The sequence below is a fragment of the Falsiroseomonas sp. CW058 genome (assembly GCF_050563535.1).
Lineage (GTDB): Bacteria > Pseudomonadota > Alphaproteobacteria > Acetobacterales > Acetobacteraceae > Falsiroseomonas.
This window is the reverse complement of sequence record NZ_JBNXUO010000006.1, coordinates 81,861-103,782: the sequence shown is the minus strand read 5'-3', so window position 1 is coordinate 103,782 and position 21,922 is coordinate 81,861. Positions and strand designations below refer to the sequence as shown.

21 protein-coding genes are annotated in these 21,922 nt (G+C 74.3%); 5 read left to right on the top strand and 16 right to left on the bottom strand.

What is annotated here, in order from left to right; genetic code table 11:
• Window positions 1-4 precede the first annotated feature (4 nt).
• The 4 genes from ACK8OX_RS07345 to ACK8OX_RS07330 are packed head-to-tail and all read right to left on the bottom strand — an operon-like array spanning window position 5 to window position 3,373.
• Window positions 5-874, bottom strand: a complete 870-nt coding sequence (locus ACK8OX_RS07345; protein WP_430663307.1) for a hypothetical protein — start codon at window positions 872-874, stop codon at window positions 5-7.
• Complete coding sequence (locus ACK8OX_RS07340) at window positions 871-1,881, bottom strand: MlaD family protein (RefSeq protein ID WP_430663306.1); 1,011 nt, start codon at window positions 1,879-1,881, stop codon at window positions 871-873. Before ACK8OX_RS07340 ends, ACK8OX_RS07345 begins: the two co-directional genes overlap by 4 nt.
• Window positions 1,878-2,561, bottom strand: a complete 684-nt coding sequence (locus ACK8OX_RS07335) for an ATP-binding cassette domain-containing protein (protein WP_430663305.1) — start codon at window positions 2,559-2,561, stop codon at window positions 1,878-1,880. The genes ACK8OX_RS07340 and ACK8OX_RS07335 overlap by 4 nt, the downstream gene beginning before the upstream one ends.
• Complete coding sequence (locus ACK8OX_RS07330) at window positions 2,558-3,373, bottom strand: MlaE family ABC transporter permease (RefSeq protein ID WP_430663304.1); 816 nt, start codon at window positions 3,371-3,373, stop codon at window positions 2,558-2,560. Before ACK8OX_RS07330 ends, ACK8OX_RS07335 begins: the two co-directional genes overlap by 4 nt.
• A 132-nt stretch (window positions 3,374-3,505) precedes the next feature.
• Between ACK8OX_RS07330 and ACK8OX_RS07325 the strand changes: the two genes are divergently transcribed.
• Window positions 3,506-4,645 (top strand): YihY/virulence factor BrkB family protein, encoded by a 1,140-nt coding sequence (locus ACK8OX_RS07325; protein ID WP_430663302.1) that lies wholly within the window; start codon window positions 3,506-3,508, stop codon window positions 4,643-4,645.
• A gap of 213 nt (window positions 4,646-4,858) precedes the next feature.
• Window positions 4,859-5,632 carry an ImuA family protein gene (locus tag ACK8OX_RS07320; protein ID WP_430663301.1) on the top strand — a complete coding sequence of 258 codons (774 nt, stop codon included), beginning with the start codon at window positions 4,859-4,861 and terminating at the stop codon, window positions 5,630-5,632.
• A gap of 10 nt (window positions 5,633-5,642) precedes the next feature.
• Here ACK8OX_RS07320 and ACK8OX_RS07315 read toward each other — a convergent pair whose 3' ends face one another.
• The gene (locus tag ACK8OX_RS07315; protein ID WP_430663300.1) at window positions 5,643-7,265 is read right to left on the bottom strand and encodes an ABC-F family ATP-binding cassette domain-containing protein; all 1,623 of its coding nucleotides are present in this window, start codon (window positions 7,263-7,265) and stop codon (window positions 5,643-5,645) included.
• Window positions 7,266-7,414: 149 nt separating this feature from the next.
• Between ACK8OX_RS07315 and ACK8OX_RS07310 the strand changes: the two genes are divergently transcribed.
• Window positions 7,415-8,095, top strand: a complete 681-nt coding sequence (locus tag ACK8OX_RS07310) for a hypothetical protein (protein WP_430663299.1) — start codon at window positions 7,415-7,417, stop codon at window positions 8,093-8,095.
• A gap of 42 nt (window positions 8,096-8,137) precedes the next feature.
• On the opposite strand, the gene ACK8OX_RS07305 is transcribed toward ACK8OX_RS07310, so the two are convergent.
• The gene (locus tag ACK8OX_RS07305) at window positions 8,138-9,487 is read right to left on the bottom strand and encodes an FAD-dependent oxidoreductase (protein WP_430663298.1); all 1,350 of its coding nucleotides are present in this window, start codon (window positions 9,485-9,487) and stop codon (window positions 8,138-8,140) included.
• A gap of 104 nt (window positions 9,488-9,591) precedes the next feature.
• Between ACK8OX_RS07305 and ACK8OX_RS07300 the strand changes: the two genes are divergently transcribed.
• Window positions 9,592-10,554, top strand: coding sequence for a Bug family tripartite tricarboxylate transporter substrate binding protein (locus tag ACK8OX_RS07300; protein WP_430663297.1), 963 nt, complete (start codon window positions 9,592-9,594; stop codon window positions 10,552-10,554).
• Window positions 10,551-11,189, top strand: a complete 639-nt coding sequence (locus ACK8OX_RS07295; RefSeq protein WP_430663295.1) for a DUF7002 family protein — start codon at window positions 10,551-10,553, stop codon at window positions 11,187-11,189. The genes ACK8OX_RS07300 and ACK8OX_RS07295 overlap by 4 nt, the downstream gene beginning before the upstream one ends.
• Window positions 11,190-11,195: 6 nt before the next feature.
• Here ACK8OX_RS07295 and ACK8OX_RS07290 read toward each other — a convergent pair whose 3' ends face one another.
• From ACK8OX_RS07290 to ACK8OX_RS07245, 10 genes are read right to left on the bottom strand one after another with little or no spacing between them, the layout of a single operon-like run.
• Entirely contained in the window at window positions 11,196-13,148 is a 1,953-nt protein-coding gene (locus tag ACK8OX_RS07290) for an FAD-dependent oxidoreductase (RefSeq protein ID WP_430663294.1), read from the bottom strand.
• Window positions 13,145-14,119, bottom strand: coding sequence for an ABC transporter ATP-binding protein (locus ACK8OX_RS07285; RefSeq protein ID WP_430663293.1), 975 nt, complete (start codon window positions 14,117-14,119; stop codon window positions 13,145-13,147). Before ACK8OX_RS07285 ends, ACK8OX_RS07290 begins: the two co-directional genes overlap by 4 nt.
• A complete protein-coding gene (locus ACK8OX_RS07280) occupies window positions 14,112-14,990 on the bottom strand; it encodes an ABC transporter permease (protein WP_430663292.1) in 879 nt (292 codons plus the stop codon). The genes ACK8OX_RS07285 and ACK8OX_RS07280 overlap by 8 nt, the downstream gene beginning before the upstream one ends.
• On the bottom strand, window positions 14,987-15,928 hold the full coding sequence (locus ACK8OX_RS07275; protein ID WP_430663291.1) for an ABC transporter permease: 942 nt from the start codon (window positions 15,926-15,928) through the stop codon (window positions 14,987-14,989). Before ACK8OX_RS07275 ends, ACK8OX_RS07280 begins: the two co-directional genes overlap by 4 nt.
• The gene (locus ACK8OX_RS07270) at window positions 15,929-17,476 is read right to left on the bottom strand and encodes an ABC transporter substrate-binding protein (RefSeq protein WP_430663290.1); all 1,548 of its coding nucleotides are present in this window, start codon (window positions 17,474-17,476) and stop codon (window positions 15,929-15,931) included.
• 22 nt (window positions 17,477-17,498) lie between these two features.
• A complete protein-coding gene (locus tag ACK8OX_RS07265; RefSeq protein ID WP_430663289.1) occupies window positions 17,499-18,623 on the bottom strand; it encodes an NAD(P)/FAD-dependent oxidoreductase in 1,125 nt (374 codons plus the stop codon).
• Window positions 18,623-19,981 (bottom strand): FAD-dependent oxidoreductase, encoded by a 1,359-nt coding sequence (locus tag ACK8OX_RS07260; protein ID WP_430663288.1) that lies wholly within the window; start codon window positions 19,979-19,981, stop codon window positions 18,623-18,625. The genes ACK8OX_RS07265 and ACK8OX_RS07260 overlap by 1 nt, the downstream gene beginning before the upstream one ends.
• The gene (locus tag ACK8OX_RS07255; RefSeq protein ID WP_430663287.1) at window positions 19,978-20,253 is read right to left on the bottom strand and encodes a (2Fe-2S)-binding protein; all 276 of its coding nucleotides are present in this window, start codon (window positions 20,251-20,253) and stop codon (window positions 19,978-19,980) included. The genes ACK8OX_RS07260 and ACK8OX_RS07255 overlap by 4 nt, the downstream gene beginning before the upstream one ends.
• On the bottom strand, window positions 20,250-20,942 hold the full coding sequence (locus ACK8OX_RS07250) for an SDR family NAD(P)-dependent oxidoreductase (protein ID WP_430663286.1): 693 nt from the start codon (window positions 20,940-20,942) through the stop codon (window positions 20,250-20,252). The genes ACK8OX_RS07255 and ACK8OX_RS07250 overlap by 4 nt, the downstream gene beginning before the upstream one ends.
• A complete protein-coding gene (locus ACK8OX_RS07245) occupies window positions 20,935-21,921 on the bottom strand; it encodes an ABC transporter ATP-binding protein (protein WP_430663285.1) in 987 nt (328 codons plus the stop codon). Before ACK8OX_RS07245 ends, ACK8OX_RS07250 begins: the two co-directional genes overlap by 8 nt.
• Window position 21,922 lies beyond the last annotated feature (1 nt).

Genomic DNA, 21,922 nt, shown 5'->3' with positions numbered 1-21,922 from the left:
ACCCCTAATCGTCCGAGAGGCGGACCTGGCGGATGGCGGCCTGGAGGTCCGGCCGCCCGGCGCCGAGCCGCGCGGCCTCGGCCAGCCACAGCCGGGCGTCGGGCCGCTCGCCCCGTTCGGCGGCGGAACGGCCGGCGCGCAGCAGCAGGTCCGCCGCGCGGTCCGCCTCGCCCAGCCGCGCCAGCGCCGCGCCCTGCAGGGCCAGCGCCCGCGACAGGCCGCGATAGTCGATGGCGGCCTGGCGCAGCCCCGCCGCTGTCTCGGCCCGCGCGGCGGCGAAGCCGGCATCGCCGCGCAGCAGGGCGGAGACGGCCTCCAGCTCCACGATGTCGGCGCGGAAGGCGGGCTGCGCGGCCTCGCCCAGCGCGGCGCGCGCGGTCGCGACGCCGGCGGCGTCGCCCCGCGCGCCGGCGACGAGGCCCAGCAGGAACCAGGCGCGGCGCTGGGCGTCCGGCGCCTCGCCCCGCGCCGCAACGACGCGGCCGAGCCGCTGCGCCTCGTCCAGCCGGCCGAGGCGGAACTGCGCCGTCGCCTCGGCCAGCAGCAGCCCCGCCGAGGCCCCGCGGCCGCGGCGCGCCAGTGCGGCCCGCACCTCCTGCGCGACCGCCAGCGCGCCGGAGGCATCGCCATGGGCCAGCGCGGCAGTGGCCTGGCCGAAGGCCATCGAATCGATCGCGGCGGGATCGTCGCGTTCCCGCGCGCGCGTGAGGGCGCGGGCATAGAGCCGCGCGGCGGCTTCCGGCTGGTCGAGGTCGAGCGCGCCCTGCGCCGCTTCCGCCGCGCGTTCCAGCACCTCGTCCCGCGGCGCGACCGCCTCGGGCGCGGCGCGGCCGCCGCAGGCGGCCAGCAGCAGCAGCGCGGCAAGCCACCTCATGGCCGCACCCGCTCCACCGCCGGGCGCGGCACCGCGCGCGGCGGCGGGGGCGCGCTGGCGCCGCCCAGCAGCCAGTGGCCACGCAGCTGCGTCAGCAGCAGCTCCAGCTCCCGCGCCGTCTCCTGGGCCTGGACGACCACGGCGGGCAGCGGGTCCGTCGATTCCTCGACATTGCGCGCGGCGCGCGGCAGGGCGGGGGTGGCGCGCGCCAGGTCCCGGGTCGCCTGCTCGACGGAGGCCATGGCCCGGTCCGCGCGCGCCAGCAGGGACGGCAGGGTGCCGGGCGGCGCCGCGCGTCCGCGCGGCCGGTTGCCGCCCGACAGCGCCGTGGTCAGCCGCTGCACATCGCGCGCCGCGCCCTGCACCGTCTCGATCAGGGCGGCGGCGCGGGCCGCCGCGGCTTCCGCCTCGCGCGCCAGCGTGTCGTCCGTCAGCAGCCGCCCGACCGTGCCCTCCCCGCGTTCCAGCCGCTGCGTCGCGGCGGCGAAGGCGGCGGTGCCGGCGCGCAGCTCGTCGAGGATGGGGAAGACGCGCTTCTGCAGTTCGTCCAGCAGCGCGCCCACCGTCTCGGTCGGTGCGCGTTCGCTGGTCGCCTCGATGACGGCGTAGTCCCACAGCAGCGGCGGCCCCTCGCCCCGCTGGATGTCGAGATAGGCGGGGCCCGCCACGCCGAAGCGGCGCCGGACCACGGCGGTGGAATCGGCGCGGATGAAGGGCTTGGCCTGGTCCTCGATGCGCAGCTCGGCGCGGATGCGGCGTTCCGGGTCCACCAGGATGCGGCGCACCGTGCCGGCGCGGATGCCCAGCACCTCCGCCTCCGCCCCCACGGCCAGGCCCGCCACCCCCTCCTCCGGCAGCAGCACGATGAGGGTGGAGCCGCGGTTGAACCATTCGCGGATCACCCCGCGCTGGAACAGCGCGCCGAGGAACAGCGCCACCGCCACGATCACCAGCGCCCCCACCCAGCGGTCGGTGTGGCGCAGCCGGACCCGGTCCTCCTTCGTCATGGCGGCTCGGCGCGCAGCGCGCCCTCCTCCAGCGTGAACCACTGCGTGGCCGGGAAGCCCGGCTCCTCCCAGGCGCGGCGCGACCGGGTGGACCAGATCGCCGCGGCGCCGCGGCCGCGCGCCGGCGCCAGCGCCGCCAGCACGGGGTCGGCGAGCGCATCCGCCATCTCCCGGTCCAGCGGGCTTTCCAGGATCACCAGCGCGGGCTGGCCGAGGAAGGCGCGCGCGCAGGCGGCGCGCGCAAGGTCGCCGCGCGACATCTCGGCCGGGCGGGCCGAGGGCAGGCCGTCGAGCCCGAACAGGCGGCAGAGCGCATCCGCCTCCCGGCAGAGATCGGCTTCCGGCGTCGGGTCGTGGTGCAGGCGGGGCAGCAGGATGCCCTCCTCCACGGTCAGGTGCGGCAGCCAGCCGCCATCGCCGGGGGCGAGGCCGATGCGGGCGCGCAGCGCCTCCGCCGCGCGGCGGCCGAGCTGCGACCAGTCCTGCCCCTGGAACCGCACCGCCCCGCCGTCGAGCGGCACCAGCCCGGCGCAGAGCAGCGCGAGCGCGCGCGCCAGCCCCGCATCCTCCGCCCGCACCACCGCCAGCTCCCCGGGGTCGAGCCGCAGGTCGAGCCCGGAGCCGAGGGGGCTCTCCTCCTCCTTCGGCCGGGCCGCGCGGATGTCCAGCACCGCGGTCATGCGGTGGCGACGCTGAGGGCGGCGCTGCTGCCGAGGATGGCGAGGAGCCCCCGCACGAAGCCGCGCGGCAGCAGGTGGGACGGCGTCTCGGCGCGCGTGGAGGACATGCCGGTGATGGCGCAGACCACCGCGACCAGCCCGCCCGCCAGCACCAGCTTCACCGCGAACAGCACGAAATCGGCCACCGCGGTCGCGGTCAGCAGGTTCGACAGCAATTCCGCGAAGGAGGCCTGGGTGGCGCCGAGCAGCTGCCCGGTCAGGAACCCCACCCCCACCGCGACCGCGAGGAAGATGACGCCGAGCGTGAAGCCCGCGACCGCCATCGCGACCACGCGCGGCAGCACCAGCAGGGTGAAGGGGTCGAGGCCCTGCACCTCCAGCACGCCGAGCTGGCCGGAGGCCTTGGTCTCGCCGAACTCGACCACCGTGACGGTGCCGCTGCGGCCGAGCAGGATGAGCCCGACCAGCACCGGCGCGACTTCCCGCACCAGCACCGTCACCAGGATGCGCCCGGTCAGCCCTTCCTGCCCCGCATAGGCCAGCCAGGACACCGCCTGGTGGACCATGCCGAAGCCGACCAGCGCGGCGGTGACGACGACGGTCCCGAACCCCCCGGCCACCGACTGCCGGAGCGAGCGGCGGAGTTCCTGGCGCAGCGTGCGGCGGCGCCAGTTCGCGGGGTGCAGCGCCTCCATCACCACGCCCGCCGCGATGGCGCCCGTCGACAGCACCACCAGCGCGCCGCGGCGCACCGGCCCGCCGAGCCACTCCAGCATCAGCCACGGCAGCGCGGCGCGGCCTTCGCCATCCATCCCCCGCTCCTCCGGCGGCACCCGCCGGAACAGCGCGGTCGGGTGTCGGAAGGTTCCCGGCCCGATGGCACCCGCGCGCCGCCGCCGCGTTGCGGCTGCACGAAGCCCGCATCACGCCATCAGGAGACCCCCATGCAGGAGACCCGACGACGCCCCCCCCCCTGGCAGGTCGCAGCCGCGGCGATGGCCGCGCTGCTCGCCTTCGGCTCCGGCCGATCCTCGCGGCGCGGCGCGGCGGCGAGAGCAGGCGGAGGGAAGCCTGCCGCCCCGCCCCGCGGGCACCGGCACGACGCCGCCCATCCGGGCGGACACGACCCCGCGGCCGCCCTGCCGGACGGGAAGGGGCATGACGCAGCGCAGCCCAGCGACATCCCGGCGCGGGGGTGGTGGAGCATCCTGAAGCGCACGCTGTGGCAGGCCAGCGAGGACCGGCTGCTGACCGAGGCCGCGGGCGTCACCTTCTACGTGCTGCTCGCGCTCTTCCCCGCGATCGCGGCGCTGGTCTCCCTTTACGGCCTGGTGGCGGACCGCGCGACGATCGGGCAGCACCTGGCGGCGCTGTCCGGCATCGTGCCCGGCGGGGGGATGGAGCTGATCGAGGAACAGGTGAAACGCCTCGCCTCCAATCCCGAAACGGCACTGGGCTTCGGCGCGCTGCTCGGCCTCGCGCTCTCGCTGTGGAGCGCGAACCAGGCCACCAAGGCCGTGTTCGACGCGCTGAACGTCGTCTACGAGGAGAAGGAGAAGCGCAGCTTCGTGCGGCTGACCCTGGTGACGCTGCTGTTCACGCTCGGCGGCATCGTCTTCGCCGTCCTCGCCCTCGCCGCCGTGGTCGTGCTGCCGGTCGTGCTGAACTTCGTCGGGCTGGGCGGCCGGCTGGAATGGCTGCTGAAGCTGTCGCGCTGGCCGCTGCTGCTGCTCGGCGTCGCGCTGGTGCTGGCCTGCCTCTACCGCTGGGGGCCGAGCCGCGCGAAGGCGCGGTGGCGCTGGGTGACCTGGGGCAGCGCGGTGGCGGCGCTGCTGTGGCTCGCGGCCTCGCTCGGCTTCTCCTGGTATGTCGAGAATTTCGGCAGCTACAACGAGACCTACGGCTCGCTCGGCGCGGTGGTGGGCTTCATGACCTGGATCTGGATCTCCTCCGCCGTCGTGCTGCTGGGCGGCGAGCTGAATGCCGAGATGGAACACCAGACGGCACGCGACACGACGACGGGGCCGGAGAAGCCGATGGGCAGGCGGCGCGCGCGCATGGCCGACACGGTCGCGACGGAATAGCGCCAGATCCGCGGAGGCGGAATTGCCGAAGCGGTGAATCAGCCGCCCGGACAAGAGCCACGGCATGATCCACGAAAGTGGATCATGCCGTGGCGGCGCGGCGGGGGATGCAGGGATCGGGCGCCCCCGCCAGCGCGGGCAGGACAGGTCTGGGCGGCGGTTGCGCCGCTTGACGCGGGGGGCGGCCATGCCGGAACGTATTGCGAACACGCGATGACCCCGGCCCCCCTCCCCCCTGGCCCAGACGGGCCGCCGCACGGCCCGCCCCTCGACCGCCAGGCGCTGCTGGCCGCGCTGCGCGCCCGCGCCGCGCGTGGCGGGCGGCCCGGTGCCGGGCAGGAGGCGGTGCCGCTGGCCGCCGGGATCGACCCCGCCCTGCCGGGTGGCGGGCTGGCCCGTGCCGGGCTGCATGAGGTGCTGGCCGGCGACCCGGGGGCGGCCGCCGGCTTCTGCGCGATGGTGCTGGGCCGCACCGCCGGCCCGGTGCTGTGGATCGCGCCGGAAGCGGAAGCCTGGCCGTCCGGCCTTGGCCGCTTCGGCCTCCCGCCCGCGCAGCTCGTCCTGGTGCGGGCGGCGCAGGGGGCCGATGCGCTCTGGGCGATGGAGGAGGCGCTGCGCTGCCCCACCATCGGGGGCGCGCTGCTGATGCTGCGCGACATCGACACCGCGGCGGCGCGGCGCCTGCAGCTGGCTGCCGGGACGGGCGGCGCGCTCGGCCTGCTGCTGCGGCCGGACGGCGATGCGCCGGCGGCGGGGACGGCGCTGACCTCCTGGCGCGTCTCCGCCCTGCCGAGCCAGGGGGCGGGCGCGGGGGCGCTGGGCGACCCGCGCTGGCAGCTCGACCTGCTGCGCTGCCGCGGCGGCGCGGCGCGGGGCTGGGCCACCACCTGGCGCGCCAGCCTGGACCGGCTGGACCTCGACGCCCCGGCGGAGGCGCCTGAGGAGGCGGCGGCGCCGGCGCGCAGGGCGGCCGGGCGCCGACGCTGAGAGGGCGGCCTCAGTTCCGCAGGCCCGGCGCCTCCTGCCCGGTGCGGGCGACGTATTCGGTGTAGCCCCCGTCGTACTGGTGCAGGCCCTCGGGCGTCAGTTCCAGCACGCGGTTCGACAGCGCGGCCAGGAAGTGGCGGTCGTGGGAGACGAACAGCATCGTCCCCTCATAGGCCGCCAGCGCCGCCACCAGCATCTCCTTCGTCGCCATGTCCAGGTGGTTCGTCGGCTCGTCCAGCACGAGGAAGTTGGGCGGGTCGAACAGCATCCGCGCCATCACCAGCCGCGCCTTCTCGCCGCCCGACAGCACGCGGCACCGCTTTTCCACGTCGTCGCCCGGGAAGCCGAAGCAGCCCGCCAGCGCGCGGAGCGAGCCCTGCCCGGCGCGGGGGAACGCATCCTCCAGCGCCTCGAACACGGTGCGGTCGCCGTCGAGCAGTTCCATGGCGTGCTGCGCGAAGTAGCCGAGCCTGACACTGCCGCCGAGCGTCACCGTCCCCGCATCGGGCGCCGTCGCGCCGGTGACCAGCTTCAGCAGCGTGGACTTCCCCGCGCCGTTGATGCCGAGCACGCAGATCCTCTCCCGCCGGCGCACCAGCAGGTCGAGCCCCTGGTGGATCACCCGCGCGCCGTAGCGCTTGGTCACGCCGCGCAGCGTCGCCACGTCGTCGCCGGACCGCGGGGCGGGGGGGAAGTCGAAGGACACGCTCTGGCGGCGCCGCGGCGGCTCCACGCGGTCGATCTTCTCAAGCTTCTTCACCCGGCTCTGCACCTGCGCCGCGTGGGAGGCGCGGGCCTTGAAGCGCTCGATGAAGTTGATCTCCTTGGCCAGCATCGCCTGCTGGCGCTCGAACTGCGCCTGCTGCTGCTTCTCGGCCAGGGCGCGCTGCTGCTCGTAGAAGTCGTAGTCGCCCGAATAGCTGGTCAGCGCGCCGCCATCGATCTCGATCACCTTGCCGACGATGCGGTTCATGAAGGCGCGGTCGTGCGAGGTCATCAGCAGCGCGCCGTCATAGCCGCGCAGGAAGTTCTCGAGCCAGATGAGGCTTTCGAGGTCGAGGTGGTTGCTCGGCTCGTCCAGCAGCATCACGTCGGGGCGCATCAGCAGGATGCGCGCCAGCGCGACGCGCATCTTCCACCCGCCCGACAGCGCGCCGACATCGCCGTCCATCATCTCCTGGCTGAAGCCGAGCCCGGCCAGCACCTCCCGCGCGCGCCCCTCCAGCGCATAGCCGCCGAGCTCCTCGAAGCGGGCCTGCACCTCCCCGAAGCGCTCGATGACGGCGTCGAGGTCGTCGGCGCGGGCAGGATCGGCCATGGCGGCCTCCAGCTCGCGCAGTTCCGCGGCGACGGTGCTGACGTCGCCCGCCCCGTCCATCACCTCCGCCGCCGCGCTGCGGCCGGCCATCTCCCCCACATCCTGGCTGAAGAAGCCGATGGTGGTGCCGCGCTCCACGATGACCTGCCCCTCCTCGGGCGGCTCCTCGCCGGTGATCATGCGGAACAGCGTGGTCTTGCCGGCGCCGTTCGGCCCGACCAGGCCGGTCTTCTCGCCGCGCTGCAAGGCGGCGGACGCCTCCACGAACAGGATCTGGCGGCCGTTGCTCTTGCTGATGTTGTCGAGGCGGATCATCGGGGGCGGGGGGTCCGGGAAGGTTCGCGGCCGCATATCCCATACGGCCGTCCCGCGACAGGGTGGCCCACCCCTCCCCCGCCCGGGCAACCCGTGGTTTATTGACCCCGCGCATCATCGCGCGACAGGGCCGGAAGCGGGGGCGTCCGATGGGGAAGGTCTGGGTCTACAACTGGAACCATGTCCGGGGCGGCGAAGGGGCCGCCTGGGGCCATTCCGCGATCCAGGTGGAAGGTGGTGCCTACATCTCATGGTGGCCGGAAAGCGAGAACCGGCAATACATGGTGGACAAGTCGAAGAACCCGAAGCTTGCCGCCTTCCTCGGCAAGGTCATCGGCACCACCAACATCTACAAGGTCCGGCACCGCTGCCACACCAGCTACCTGCAGGACGTGCAGGCGGAAGGCCGGCAGGCCGACATGGTGTGCGAGATCGCCAACGGCGTGCTGAACACCGACGCGATCGGGCGGTGGTGGACCGGCTACGCGGTCGAGAAGGCGTCGTACCACAGCATCAAGAAGAACTGCTCCACCACCGTGATCCGCGCGCTGCGCGCCGGCGGGTCTGACAGCCACCTGACAGTGAAGAATCTCGGGACCAAGGCGCAGTTCCTGCCGACGGTGGACTTCTTCTCGAAGCGGACGGGATGGGAACCGACGGACATCGTCGCCTATCTCCGCCTGCTGAACCGGGCGCTGGGCGATGCCAAGGTGAACCTGAACGGCGCCCCCGCCACCACGCCGCCGCCGCGCAACCTGCCGGTGCAGGGCAGCGGCGTCGCGATGTGCGAGGAGCACGGCTTCCCGCTGATGACCTGCCCGAACTGCTGACGCGCCGGGGGGGGCGGCCGGTGAAGGCCGCGCCGCTCGCCCCTAACGCAACGCCGCCGCCGCCTCGCCCGCCACCATCCCCAGCACGAAGCTCTGCGACAGCCCGTTGCCGGGCAGGTAGCCCGAGGCGCCGCGGCCCGAGATGCCGCAGGCCGCCCCGCCCGCCGCGAACAGCCAGGGCAGCACGCCGCCCCCCGCCCGGCGCACCCGCGCCCGGTCGTCCACCGCCAGCCCGCCCTGGGTATGCGCCAGCGCGCCCGTCACCTCCGCCGCGTGGAAGGGGGGCGAGAGCGGCGCGCGCCAGGCGCGGCGGCCGAAGGGGTCTGCCGCCTCGCCACGGGCGCAGGCCGCGGCCTCGGCCAGCGTGGCGGCGAGCGTCGCCGCGGGCAGGGCGAAGGCGGCGGCCAGCGCCGCCACGTCGTCGAAGCGCCGCACCGCGCCGAGTTCCACGGCGCGCCGGAAGGGGCCGCCCGCCATCGCGGCGTCCTGCGCCGCCGCATCCCAGATCTCCACCGCGCGGCCGCCGGGCTGGGAGAGCAGGAAGCCCGCGAGTTCCGATGGCCCCATGTCCTCCGTCGCGAAGCGCCGGCCCTGCCGGTTCACCATGACCGCCCCGAGCGCCGGCAGCGCCGCGCCGAGCCGCGGCCGCACGCCATCCACCAGATGCGGCGAGACATGCGGCTGGCCCTGATAGGCATCCATGCAGGCCAGCGCCGCGCCGAGCGGCTCCGCCAGCCGCACCGCGGTGCCGTCCGACAGCTTTCCCCCCACATGCACGGCATGCGACGCCGGCGGGCAGACTCGCGCGAGCAGCGCGGCATCGCCGCCATGCCCGCCGGTCGCCAGCACGATGCCGCGCGCCGCGATCCGCCGGCGCGCGCCGGCTTCCGACACCTCGGCGACGTTGGGCTCCAGCCCGGCCAGCGCGGCGCCGTCGCGCAGCGAGATGGCCGGATGGGCCGCGACGGCCGCGCGCAGCAGCGCGTTGAACTCGGCGCCGCTCTCGCCCGGCGTCGCATGCAGCCGCGCCGCCGAATGGCCGGGCCAGGCGCTGCGCTGGTAGAGATGCAGCGGGATGCCGACCCCGTCCGCCAGGAAGTCCGCCAGCCGCGCCGCATGGGTGGCGACGATGGCCAGCACGCCTTCGTCCACCGTGCCTCCGGTCTTGGCGCGCAGGTCGTCGGCGAACAGCGCCGGGCTGTCCTCCACCCCCGCCGCGCGCTGCCAGCGCGTGCCGGGCGCGGCGAACAGCCCGCCGGAGGTGGCGAAGGTCGAAGGCTCCGCCGCGTCGCGTTCCAGCAGCACGACGCGCGCGCCGCGATGCGCCGCGGCAAGCGCCGCCACCATGCCGGCGGCGCCGGCGCCGGCAACGAGGACTTCGGTCTGCTCCATGCGCCGAGCATCGCGTCCCCCGCGGCGCCTGCCAAGCCATGGGCGCTTGACAGCAGCGCGTCGCCGCCGCGTGCTTCCCGACCAGCCGACCGGGAGACCCATCGATGATCCGCCGCCGCACGCTGCTGGGCGCCGCGCTCGCCCTGCCCGCCGCCGCCCGCGCGCAGGCACCCTGGCCCGACCGCCCGGTGCGCCTGATCAACCCCTTCACCGCCGGCTCCGCCACCGATGTCGTCGCGCGGCTGGTCGCGGGGGACATGTCGGAGCGGCTGGGCCAGCAGTTCTTCGTCGAGAACCGCACCGGCGCATCGGGCAACATCGGCACCGAGGCCGCGGCGCGGGCACGGCCCGACGGCACGACCTTCCTCGTCGGCTCGCCCGGCACGATGGGGATCAACCCCTTCCTGTTCCGCACCCTGCCCTATGACGCGGTGCGGGACTTCGTGGCGGTCAGCCACCTCGTCTCCTTCCCGCAGGTCATGGTGGTGAACCCGAACGGCCCCGTCCGCAGCCTGCCCGACCTGGTGGCGGCGGCCCGCGCGCGGCCGGGCCAGCTCAACTACGGCTCCTCCGGCAACGGCGCGACAAGCCACCTGGCGATCGAGCTGGTGCGCGCGGCGACGGGGATCGACATGGTCCATGTCCCCTTCCGCGGCGGGACGGAAGCGGTGCAGGCGGTGATGCGGGGGGAGGTGCAGGTCGCGGTGGAGGGCCTGCCCTCGCTGCCCGGGCTGCTGGCGGGCGGGCAGCTGCGCGCCATCGCCGTCACCTCGCGCGAGAGGTCGCCGAAGCTGCCCGACGTGCCGGCGGTGTCCGAGACGGTGCCGGGCTTCGACGCCGCGGCCTGGATCATCATCTTCGCCCCCGCCGGCACGCCGGCCCCGGTCGTGGAGCGCATGGCGGCGGAGATGCGGACCTCGCTCAACCGCCCGGCCCTGCGCGACCGGCTGCTGGACCAGGGCGCCACCATCTCCGGCGCCGACCCCGCGACGACCGCGGCCTTCCACCGGGCCGAGCTGGAGAAGTGGCGGCGGGCGGTCGAGATCTCGGGGGCACGGGTGGATTGACACCCGAGGAACTGGCCCGGCTGCACCCGCGGCTGTACCATGTGACCTCGCCGCGATCCTGGCCGCTGATCGAACGCATGGGCCTGCTCTCCACCGCCGCGCTGCTGGCGCTGTTCGAGGTGGAGGAGGAGCGGCGGATCGCGCTGACCACGCGCCGTCGCGCTGGCAACACGCGGCTGTCGCATCCCCTGCATGGCGAGGCGCTGGTCACCAACAACGCGCCGCTGGATGAGCGGAAGCTGGCCGCCTGCCTGGAGGACGGGCTCTCGCCGGCCGACTGGCTGCGCATCCTGAACGCCCGCGTGTTCTTCTGGGTGGACAGGCCGCGCGTCGACCTGCTGCTGGAGGCGGAGCGGCGGCGCGGCACGGAGCGGGAGGTGCTGGTCTTCGACACGCTGGGCCTGGTGGGCGCGCATGCGGCGCGGGTGGAGATCGCGCCCTTCAACTCCGGCTCGACCCTCCATGTGCCGGCACGCCGCGGGCTTTCCACCTTCGCGCCGCTGCTGCCGACCGACCATGCGGCCTGGCGGCACCGGCGCGGGCTCAGCCGCCCCGACCGCATCGTGGAACTGGTGGTGCGCGACGGCGTGCCGGATGCCGCGCGCCACTTGGTCGCGCGCGAGGTCGCGGCGTAGCGGCGTTCAGATCGCCTCGCCCGCCGCCTGCCCCTCCCGCACGGCCGACAGCATCAGCCGCGGCGCCAGCGCGTCCCCGACCGCGCGCACCGGGATGCCGGCGGCACGGAGCGGCGCGGCCAGCGCATCGCGCGGCACGCGCGGACCGGACCAGGCGAGGAGCGTGACATCCGCGATCGCCTCCTCCGCGCCGGTCAACACATGGCGCAGCACCAGCCTGCCGCCGCGCAGCGCCACCGCCTCGCGGCAGGTCAGGACCTCGACGCCGAGGCCGGTCAGCCGCCGGTGGATGCCCTGCGCGACGATCACCGGGCTGTCGCGCGCGATCACCTCCCGCGGGGTCGCCAGCACCACCCGGCCGAAGCGGGCGGCCAGCAATTCGGCGGCGTCGTAGGTCGCGGGCGTCGCGTCGAGGTCGACCAGCACGGCCAGTGGCCCGCCCGCCCCGGGGTCGGCCAGCAGCGCGGCGCAGGCGCTGCGGATGTCCCGCGCCGTGCCATCGGCATCGGCGAAGCCAGCGGGGGGCGCCATGGCGGCGCCGGTCGCCAGCACCACGGCATCCGGCCCGAGCGCCAGCACGCCCGCGGCATCCACCGCGGCGCCGAGCCGCAGTTCCACCCCCGCTTCGCGGGCGCGGCGCGCGAAATGGGCGACGGCGCGCCCCACATCGGCCGCGCCGGGCAGGCGGGCATGCAGCGCGGCCGCGCCGCCCGGTTCGACGGCAGCACCCAGCAGCGTCACGCGGTGGCCGCGTTCCGCCGCGGCCGTCGCGGCCTTCAGCCCGGCGACGCCCGCCCCCACCACGACCACGCGCCTGCCGTGGATGGCGCGGGGCACGGCGGGCGAAAGGTCGCGCGGCGTGCCAACATGCGGGTTGACGGAGCAGCCGACCTGCACGTTGCGGTGGATCTCGCCCCAACAGGCGTTGCAGTGGATGCAGGGCGTGATCCCCGCCACCCGCCCCGCTTCCGCCTTCTCCGGCCAGAAGGGGTCGGCCAGCAGCGGGCGCGCCATCATCACCAGGTCGGCGTCGCCCGCCGCCAGAACCTCCTCCGCCATGCGCGGGCCGCCGATGCGGCCGATGGCGGCCAGCGCGACGGGCCCCGCCGCCGCGCGCAGCGCGCGCCACATGTCGCGATAGGGCGCGACGGGATCGTGCATGTCGGGCGCGTGGCGGTGCAGGGACCAGCCATGGCTGCCCTGGCTGAGGCAGAGCCAGTCCGGCGGCACATCGGCGACGATGGCGGCGGTGAGCCGTGCGGCCTCCGCCACGTCGATCGAGCCCGGCACGAAGTCGTCCGCCGGCATCTTCAGGCCGATGATGAAGCCCGGGCCGCAGCGGTCCCGGATGGCGCGGATGATCTCCCGCACGAAGCGGCTGCGGCCGCCCACGTCGCCGCCCCACGCGTCCTCTCGCCGGTTGGTGACGGGCGAGAGGAACTGCAGCGGCAGGAAGCCATGCGCGGCCGAGACCTCGGCCCCGCCGAAGCCGGCGCGCTGCAGCCGGTGCGCGCTGGCGGCGTAGTCCTGCACCAGTTCCGCCACCTCGGCGGAGGACAGCGTGCGCGGCACGGTCCAGGACATGGCGTCCGGCACCGGGGAGGCACCGACGGAATCCAGCCCGCGCGGCCCGTGATGCGCGCTGCCGCCGTGCCAGAGCTGCCCGATGGCGATGGCGCCGTGGCGGGTGACGGCAGCGGCCACCTTCTCCAGCCCCGGCAGGGCGGCGTCGTCATAGGCGTGGATGCGCACCGGCAGCGTCGCCGAGGGCGCGGCGCAGAGCGCCTCCGTCACCACCACCGCGGCCCCGCCGGCGGCGCGGGCGGCGAGATGCGTCACCAGCTGGTCCGTCGCGCGGCCGCCCGCCGGGAAGCGGGTGGACATGGCGGCGAAGCCGATGCGGTTGCGAAGGCGCTGGCCCGCCAGCGTGATCGGGGAGAAGAGGGTGGGGAACATCATCCGTGCAGGTGGCAGGCGACCCCGCCCTGCCCTTCGCCCGCGGCGGCCGTCCAGCGCGGCATGACCTGCGAGCATCGGGGCATGGCGTGGACGCAGCGGGGGTGGAAGGGACAGCCCGGCGGCGGGTTCGCGGCGGAGGGGATCTCGCCCAGGATTCGCGGCAGCACGCCGCGGCGGGACGGGTCCGGCAGGGGCGAGGCGTCGCGCAGCATCTGCGCATAGGGGTGCATCGGGTCGGCCAGCACGCGCGCCGCCGGCCCCTCCTCCACGATGCGACCGAGATACATCACCGCAACCCGGTCGCAGAACCAGCGGATCACCGACAGGTCGTGGCTGACGAACAGGAAGGCCAGGCCGCGGCGCCGGCGCAGTTCCTGCATCAGCAGCAGCACCTGCGCCTGGACCGAGACGTCGAGCGCGCTGACGGGCTCGTCCGCCACGATCAGCTCCGGCTCCACGGTCAGCGCGCGGGCGATGCCGATGCGCTGGCGCTGGCCGCCGCTGAACTCGTGCGGGAAGCGGTCGAGCGCGGCGGGCGGCAGCCCCACCTCCTCCAGCAGCGCGCCGGCGCGGCGACGGGCCTCCGCGCCCTCGGCGATGCCGTGGACGCGCATCGGCTCCATCAGCGCGGAGCCGATGGACTGCCGCGGGTCGAGCGAGGAATAGGGGTCCTGGAAGACGATCTGCATGCGCCGCCGCAACGCCTTCAGCTCCGCCCCGCGCGCCGCCATCACGTCCTGGCCCTTCCAGCGGATGAGGCCGGCATCGGGCTCGATCAGGCGCAGCAGGGCGCGGGCGGCGGTGGACTTGCCGCAGCCCGATTCGCCGACCAGCCCGAAAGCCTCTCCCGGGTGGATGCGGAAGGACACGTCCTCCACCGCGCGCACGGTGACGGTGCGCGGCTTCGGGAAGCCCTTGCGGGTGACGAAGTGCTTGCGCAGCCCCTCGACGGTCAGGACGGGGTCACTCATTGCGGAGCTTCGGGTCCGTGGCGTCGCGCAGCCCGTCGCCCACCATGTTGAGGCCCAGCACCAGCAGCAGGATCGCGACGCCCGGGAAGACCGCGAGCCAGGGGGCGTCGAGGATGTTCTCGAACCCGTCGCGGGTCATGCCGCCCCAGGTCGGCGTGGGCGGCTTCACGCCGAGCCCGATGAAGGACAGCGACGCCTCGACCCGGACGGCGGTGGCCAGCCACAGCGTGCCCATCACCATCACCTCCGACAGGATGTTGGGCAGGATGTGGCGGAACAGGATGCGCGCGTGGCTGAAGCCCAGCGCGCGGCCGGCTTCCACGAAGGCGCGTTCCTTCAGCGCCATGGTCGGCGCGCGCGCCACCCGCGCGAAGGGCGCGATGGCGGTCAGCGCGATGGCGACCACCAGGTTCACCAGGTCCGGCCCCAGCAGCGCCACCACGATCAGCCCGAGGATGAGCGAGGGGAAGGACAGCAGCACGTCCATCACCTGCATCACCAGCAGGTCGAACCGCCCGCCGACATAGCCGGACACCAGCCCTATCGCGCCGCCGATCACCATCGCCGCGAAGATCGCGCCGATGGAGACGGTGAGCGAGATCTGCCCCCCCCACATCAGGCGCGACAGGATGTCGCGCCCGAACTGGTCGGTGCCGAGCCAGTATTCGGCGCCGGGAGGCTGCAGCCGGTTCAGGATGTCCTGGTCCGCCGGGTCGTAGGGCGCGATCCAGGGCGCGAGCACGGCGGAGAGGACGATGACGGCGCAGATCAGCACGCCGATCATCGTGGTGGGATTGCTTCGCGCCTTGCCGAGCGCGCGCTTCAGCGAGGACGGCGCGGGCGGGGCCACGATGTCCGAGGCGCCACTCATTCCGCCTTCACCCGCGGGTCGATGACGCCGTAGAGCAGGTCCGTGACGATGTTAACCACCACGATCAGGAAGCAGTAGATCACCATCAGCCCCTGCAGCATCGTGTAGTCGCGCTGGTTCAGCGCGCCGACGATGATCTTGCCGAGGCCGGGGCGGTTGAAGACGATCTCGGTCAGCACCGAATTGCCGATCAGGATGCCGACATAGAGCCCAACCACTGTGACGATCGGGATCGACGCGTTCCGCAGCCCGTGCACCCAGACCACGCGCCGCCAGGGCACGCCCTTGGCGCGGGCGGTGCGGATGTAGTCCTCGCCCAGGGATTGCAGCATGGCGCTGCGCGTCACCCGCGTGATGTAGGCGGCCATGACGAGGCCGAGCGTGATGGCCGGCAGGATCAGCTTGTGCAGCCGGTCGCCGTAGTCATCCAGGTTGGCGCTGCCGATCACCGGGAAGACCCGCCAGTGCAGCGCGAAGGCCAGCAGCAGGAAGATGCCGGAGACGAAGACCGGGAAGGACAGCCCGATCAGCGACAGGATGCGCGCCGCCACGTCGATCACGCCGTTGCGGTGCAGCGCCGCCCAGATGCCGACCGGCACGCCGACGACGATGCCGAACACCATCGCGGCCAGCGTCAGGTCGATGGTGTGCGGCAGCACAGCCGCGACCTCCGCCAGGATCGGCCGGCTGGTCACCAGCGAATTGCCGAAATCCCCCACCAGCGCGGAGCCGATGAAGGACACGTACTGTTCCCACAGCGGCCGGTCGAGGCCGAGCCGCCCGCGCAGCGCCGCCGCCGCCTCCGGCGTCGCCTGGTCGCCCAGGATCACCAGCGCCGGGTCGCCGGGGACGATGCGGACGATGACGAAGACGAGCGTCAGCACCGCCAGCAGCGTCGGCACGGCGGCCAGGATGCGGCGCGCGACGAAGCCCGCCACCTACCTGATCCGCGTGCGTTCGGTGATCATCGGGCCGAGGCTCATCGAGCCCTTCAGCTCATAGCCGTAGTCCACGTTGTCCCGCCGCGCGAAGACCAGCAGCGTCTCGATCAGCGGCACGCCGCAGACATTCTGCACCAGGATCTGCTGCGCCTCGGCCCAGAGCCGGCGCTGTTCGTTGATGTCGGTGCTGACTCGCGCGCGGTCGATCTGTGCGTCCGCCTGGTCGCAATGGGAGAAGTTGGTCACCGCCGTCGGCGTCTGCACGCGCGACCGGCCGTGCCAGAACTGCGTGAGGTAGATGTCCGCCACCGGGAAGCGCGCGGCGGAGTAGTAGACCATCGGCGACAGGTCCTGGCGGATCTGCTGGTGGAAGGTCGCGTGCTCCACCACCTGGAGGTCGAGCGTGATGCCGGACCGGCGCAGCTGCTGCTGCACCACCTGCATCATGTTCAGCATCTCCGGCAGCTGCGTGTGGATCATGCGGATGGTCAGCCCGTTCGGGTGCCCCGCCTCGGCCAGCAGGGCGCGGGCGCGCGCCGGGTCGGCCGCGGGAAGCTGCTGCTGCGCGAAGCCGAGATAGCCGCGCGGAACCAGGCTCTGCCCCTCGCGCGCGACGTCCTGGCCGCGGAAGCGCACCAGCTCCGCCCGGTTGATCGCATGCGCCACCGCCTGGCGCACGCGGATGTCGTTGAAGGGCGGCTGGCGCGTGTTGAGGTTGAGGATCGCAAGCTCACCCGGCTCGAACACGTCCACCACCGTGTTCGGCACCTGGCGGGTGCGGTTGATCCAGGTCTGGTCCGCGCGGCCGTAGTTCACGTCCAGCTCGCGGTTCTGGAAGGCGAGGTCGCGCGACGCGTCGGACGGGATGAAGCGGTAGCTGACGCGGCCGAGCTGCGGCGCGCCGCGGAAATACCCGGCATGCGCCGCCAGCTCCGCGCTCTGGTTCGGCGTCACGCGGTCGAGCGCGAAGGGGCCGGTGCCCACGGGGTTGCGCGCGAATTCCGCGCCCCGCTGCTCCACCGCCCGGCGGGAGACGATGAAGCCGCCCGAGTAGTTGGTCAGCAGGCCGAGCAGGCTCGGCACGTTCTCGCTCAGCACGATGCGGACGGTGTAGGGGTCCACCGCCTCCACCGTCTGGAAGGCGCGGAAATCGGCCGAGAAGGCGGAGGTGGCGGCGGTGCCGGCCTTGCGCAGGCTGGCCACCACGTCATCGGCCGTCAGCTCCCCGAAGCCGCCATGGAACTGCACGCCGCGGCGCAGGTGGAAGGTCCAGGTCCGGCCGTCCGCGCTCGTCTCCCAGCGCTCCGCCAGGTCGGGCTCGATCTCGGAGGGGTCGATGGAGCCGGGCTTGAAACGCACCAGCCCGTTGAACATCCAGGCGACGATCACGCGGTCGATCGTGGAGACCGCGAAATGCGGGTCGAGCCGGCCGACATCCTGCGCCGCCATGCCCACCCGCAGCGTCGGCGCCGTCTGCGCCAGCGCGCCACCCGCCGCGACAACCGCCACCGCCGTGCCCAGCAGGGCCGCCTTGAGTCCGCTCATCCTGCTTTCCCCCATCCGTCGTTCAATCCCGTGTCGCCGCATCCTGCCCCGCGAAGCGGCCGATGTCGAAGGCTTCGATCGGGATGTCGGTGCGCCCGTCCATCACCAGCTCCGCCAGCACCGCGCCGACGCCCGGCCCGGTCTGGAACCCCTCGCCCGAGAAGCCGAAGGCGTGCACCAGCCCCGCCGTGGTGCGGGACGGGCCAAGCACCGGGAAGTGGTCGGGCATCATGCCGTCCGTGCCCGTCCAGCTGCGGATCACCATGGCGCCCGCCAGGCGCGGGATCACCGCGACGGCGCGCTGCATGGCGCCGAAGGCCGCATCGGGGCGCGGGCGGGTCCAGCTGATCCCCTCATCGCTCTCGCCGCGCCCGCCGCCGAAGATGACGTTGCCGCGCGGGATCTGCCGGAGGTAGAGGTCGCCGCCCACCACGCCCAGGCTGTGGCGGATGAAGTAGGGCAGCGGCTCCGTCACCAGCATGTTGGGGTGCAGCTTCTCGACCGGTACCGGCTCCCCGAAGCGCCGCGCGATCTCGCCGCCCCAGAAGCCGGCGCAGTTCAGCAGCCAGGGCGCGGCGAAGGCCTCGCCCTTCGCCAACGCGACGAAGCGCCGCCCGTCATGGGCAAGGTCGGTGACGGCGTAGTCCTCCAGGATCTCGGCGCCCGCCCGGCGCGCGGCGCCCGCCAGCAGCGGGCCGAGCAGGCGGGGATTGGCCGAGCCATCCTCCTCCATCAGGCTGCCGGCGACGATCGCCTCGCTGAAATAGGGGTGCTCGGCGCGGATGGCGTTGCGGCCGACCATGCGGGGGCGCAGGCCGTGCCCCTCGGCCAGCGCGTTCCAGCGCAGCAGCTCCGCCTCCTCCTCCGCGCTGCGGGCAAGCTTGAGGTGCCCGCAGGGGTCGAATTCGGCGTCGCCGCCGGTCAGTTCCTTCAGCCGCCCCCAGATCTCGCGCGACTTGCGCGCCAGCGGCAGGCCGCGCGGGTCGCGTCCCTGCTGGCGGACGCCGCCATAGTTCACGCCCGTCGCCTCGCCGCCGACCAGCCTGCGTTCCAGCAGCGTGACGCGCACGCCGCGCAGCGCCAGGTGCAGCGCCGCGGAACAGCCCGCGCCGCCGCCGCCGACGATCAGGACATCCGCCTCCCGCATCACGCCCCCTGCACCAGCGGGATGGGCTTCACCGGCGGCTGCCCGCGCAGCCGCCCGGCCTGCGCCACCGGCACGCCGAGCGCGGCGGCCAGCACCTCCGCCGCCGGCGGGCCGCAGACGCGCCCCTGGCAGCGGCCCATGCCGACGCGGCTCAGCGCCTTGGCGCGGTTCATCTCCGGCGCGGGGGACAGCGCGGCGGCACGCAACTCCCCCGCCGTGATCGCCTCGCACCGGCAGAGCAGCGTCCCGTCCGGCATGGCGGCGGCCAGATGCGCGGGGAAGGGGAAGGCGCGTTCCAGCGCCAGGCGGAACCGCGCCTCGGTCCGCAGCCGCCGGTCGAGATGCGTCACCAGTGCCAGGTCGGCCGGCAGGCCGCGATCCGCCAGCAGCGCCAGCGCGGCCCGCGCGCCGGCAAGCTCCGCCACCTCCGCCCCGCCGATCGCCGCGCCGTCGCCGGCCAGGTAGATGCCCGCCACCGGCGTGCGGCCGGCCGCGTCGCGCCGCGGCACCCAGCCGCGCTGCACGGCATCGAAGGCGAAGGGCACGCCGGCGAGGTCGGCGAGCTGCGCCTCGGGCTTCAGCCCCCAGCCGAGGGCGACGGCATCGCATTCCGTCACCGCCTCCCGCCCCGCCGCGTCGCGCCAGCGCAGCGCCGCGACGGTGCCGTTCCCCTCGATCGCCAGCGGCGTCGCGCCTTCGGCGACCGGCACGCCGCTGCGCTTCAGCGCGGCGGTGTAGCGCAGGCCGCGCAGCAGGGTGGGCGCGTTCCACAGCATGCCCGGCGCGGCGCGCAGCTTGGTCGCGAAGTCCGTGGTGTCCAGCACCAGCGCGGGCGGCGCGCCGGCCTTCAGGTATTGCAGCGCCGCCAGCCACAGCAGCGGCCCCGTGCCGACCAGCGCCGGCCGCGCCCCGATGGCCACGCCCTGCGCCTTCAGCGCGATCTGCGACCCGCCGAGCGTGGTCACGCCCGGCATCGTCCAGCCGGGGATCGGCACCACCCGGTCCATCGCGCCGGTGCAGAGGATGGCGGCGTCGAACGCCACCTCGCCCTGGATCGCGCCGCGGGTCAGCACCTGCAGCATCCCGGCATGGGGGCGGATGTTCCAGACCAGCGTCTCCGGCCGCCAGTCGGCGCGCCCCTTCAGCGCATCGAGCGCCGCATGCAGGCGCCGCGCCCGCCCGGCATCGGCCCCGTAGAGCGCGCGGTGGCCGCGCGCGAAGCCCGCGGGCGGGCGCTGGTAGATGCGGCCGCCGCCATCGGGCGCCTCCTCGATCCAGACCGGGGCGAGACCGGCGCGGACCAGCTGTTCCACGGCGCGGACCCCGGCGGGGCCGGCGCCGACCACCACCACCCTCATCGCCGCGCCACCACCATGCCCGGCTCGGCCAGCGTGGTGCAGGCGCGCCGCGGGCCGCGCCCTTCCACCACCACCCAGCAATCCTGGCAGGCGCCCATCCAGCAGAAGCCCGCGCGCGGCCCGTCGCCGAATTCGCTGAGCCGCACGGCGCCGAGCCCGGCGGCCAGGATCGCGGTCAGCAGCGTGTCGCCCTGCCGCGCGCCGATCTCCTCGCCGTCCACGGTGAAGGCGATGGCCGGGCGGTCCTGGTCGAGCAGGCGGGTGACGGTCACGCAAGCGCCTCGAAGCGGCAATTCACCTTCAGCTCGCCCACCGTCGCGGTGTTGGGCAGGCGCAGCACCGTCTCGACCAGCACGGCCACGTCCTCGGGCCGGGTCATCTGCTCGCGCGGCCATTTCGCCTTCGCCGTCATCTCGGTGGCGACGAAGCCGGGGCAGAGCGCGGTGGCGCGGATGCCGTGTTCCCACCCCAGCCGCCGCACCTCCTGCGTCAGCGCGACGACGGCGAACTTGCTCATCGCATAGCCCAGGTTCTCGTTCGCGACCCGCTTGCCGGACAGCGAGGAGATGTTGACCACCCTGCCCTCCCCCCCGGCGACCAGGTGAGGCCAGGCGGCGCGGATGACGCGCATCGGCCCCTTCACGTTGACGCGCCACATCGCGTCATGCGCCGTCTCCTCCGCGTCGAGCAGCCGCGCCATCGGGTTGATGCCCGCGGCGTTCACCACCGCGTCGATCCGGCCGAACCGCGCCATGGTCGCGGCGACCCAGGCCTCGGCGCTGCCCTCCTCCTCCGCCTCGTAGCGGTGCAGCAGCATGTCCTGCCCGGACTTCAGCGTGGTGGAGGACCGGATGCCGGCGCTGACCAGCCAGCCATGGCCGTGCAGGCGGCGCAGCACTTCCCGCCCGATGCCGCGCGCGGCGCCGCTGATCATCACCACGCGGCCGACTGGATCAAGCATGCAAGGCGAACTCCCCGGTGGCGACATGGCAGCGCGCGGCGTGGCCAGGCGCGACGCCGGCCAGCACCTGTTCCCTCTCGCAGCCCGCGCGCGCCAGCGGGCAGCGGGGCGCGAAGCGGCATCCCTGCGGCATCCGGTCCAGCGGCGGCACGCGGCCGGGGATGGCGGACAGCGCCTGCCCCGCCGCGTCCAGCCGCGGGATCGCGGAGAACAGCGCGCGCGTGTAGGGGTGCCGCGGGTCGGCGAAGATGGCGCCGACCGGCCCCTGCTCCACGATCTCGCCGGCATACATCACCGCCACCCGGTCGGCGATCTGCGCGACCACGCCCAGGTTGTGCGTGATGAATAGCACCGCCATGCCGTGCTTCGCGCGCAGGTCCGCCAGCAATCCCAGCACCTGCGCCTGGATCGTGACGTCGAGCGCCGTCGTCGGCTCGTCCGCCAGCAGCACCGCGGGTTCGCAGGCCAGCGCGATGGCGATCATCACCCGCTGGCGCATCCCGCCCGAGAACTGGTGCGGATACTCCCGCAGGCGCTGCGCGGCGGAGGGGATCTTCACCTCCTCGAACAGCGCGCGCGCCTTCTCCATCGCCGCGGCGCGGTCGAGCCCGCGGTGGATGCGCAGCGCCTCCGCCACCTGGTCGCCCACCGTCATCACCGGGTTCAGCGAGGTCATCGGTTCCTGGAAGATCATCGCCATGCGGTCGCCCCGCACGCGTTCCAGCTCCTTCTCGCCCAGCCCGGACAGCTCCCGCCCGTCGAGCACGATGCGCCCCTTCGCGACCCGCCCGTAGGGCGGCTGGACGAGGCCCATGACGGACAGCGCGGTCACCGACTTGCCGCACCCGCTCTCCCCCACCAGGGCAAGCGTCTCGTCGCGCATCAGGGTCAGCGACAGGTCGCGCACGGCCGGGTGCCAGGTGCCGCCGATGCGGAATTCCGTGCGCAGGCCGGTCAGCTCGAGGGCGGGTGCGGTCATC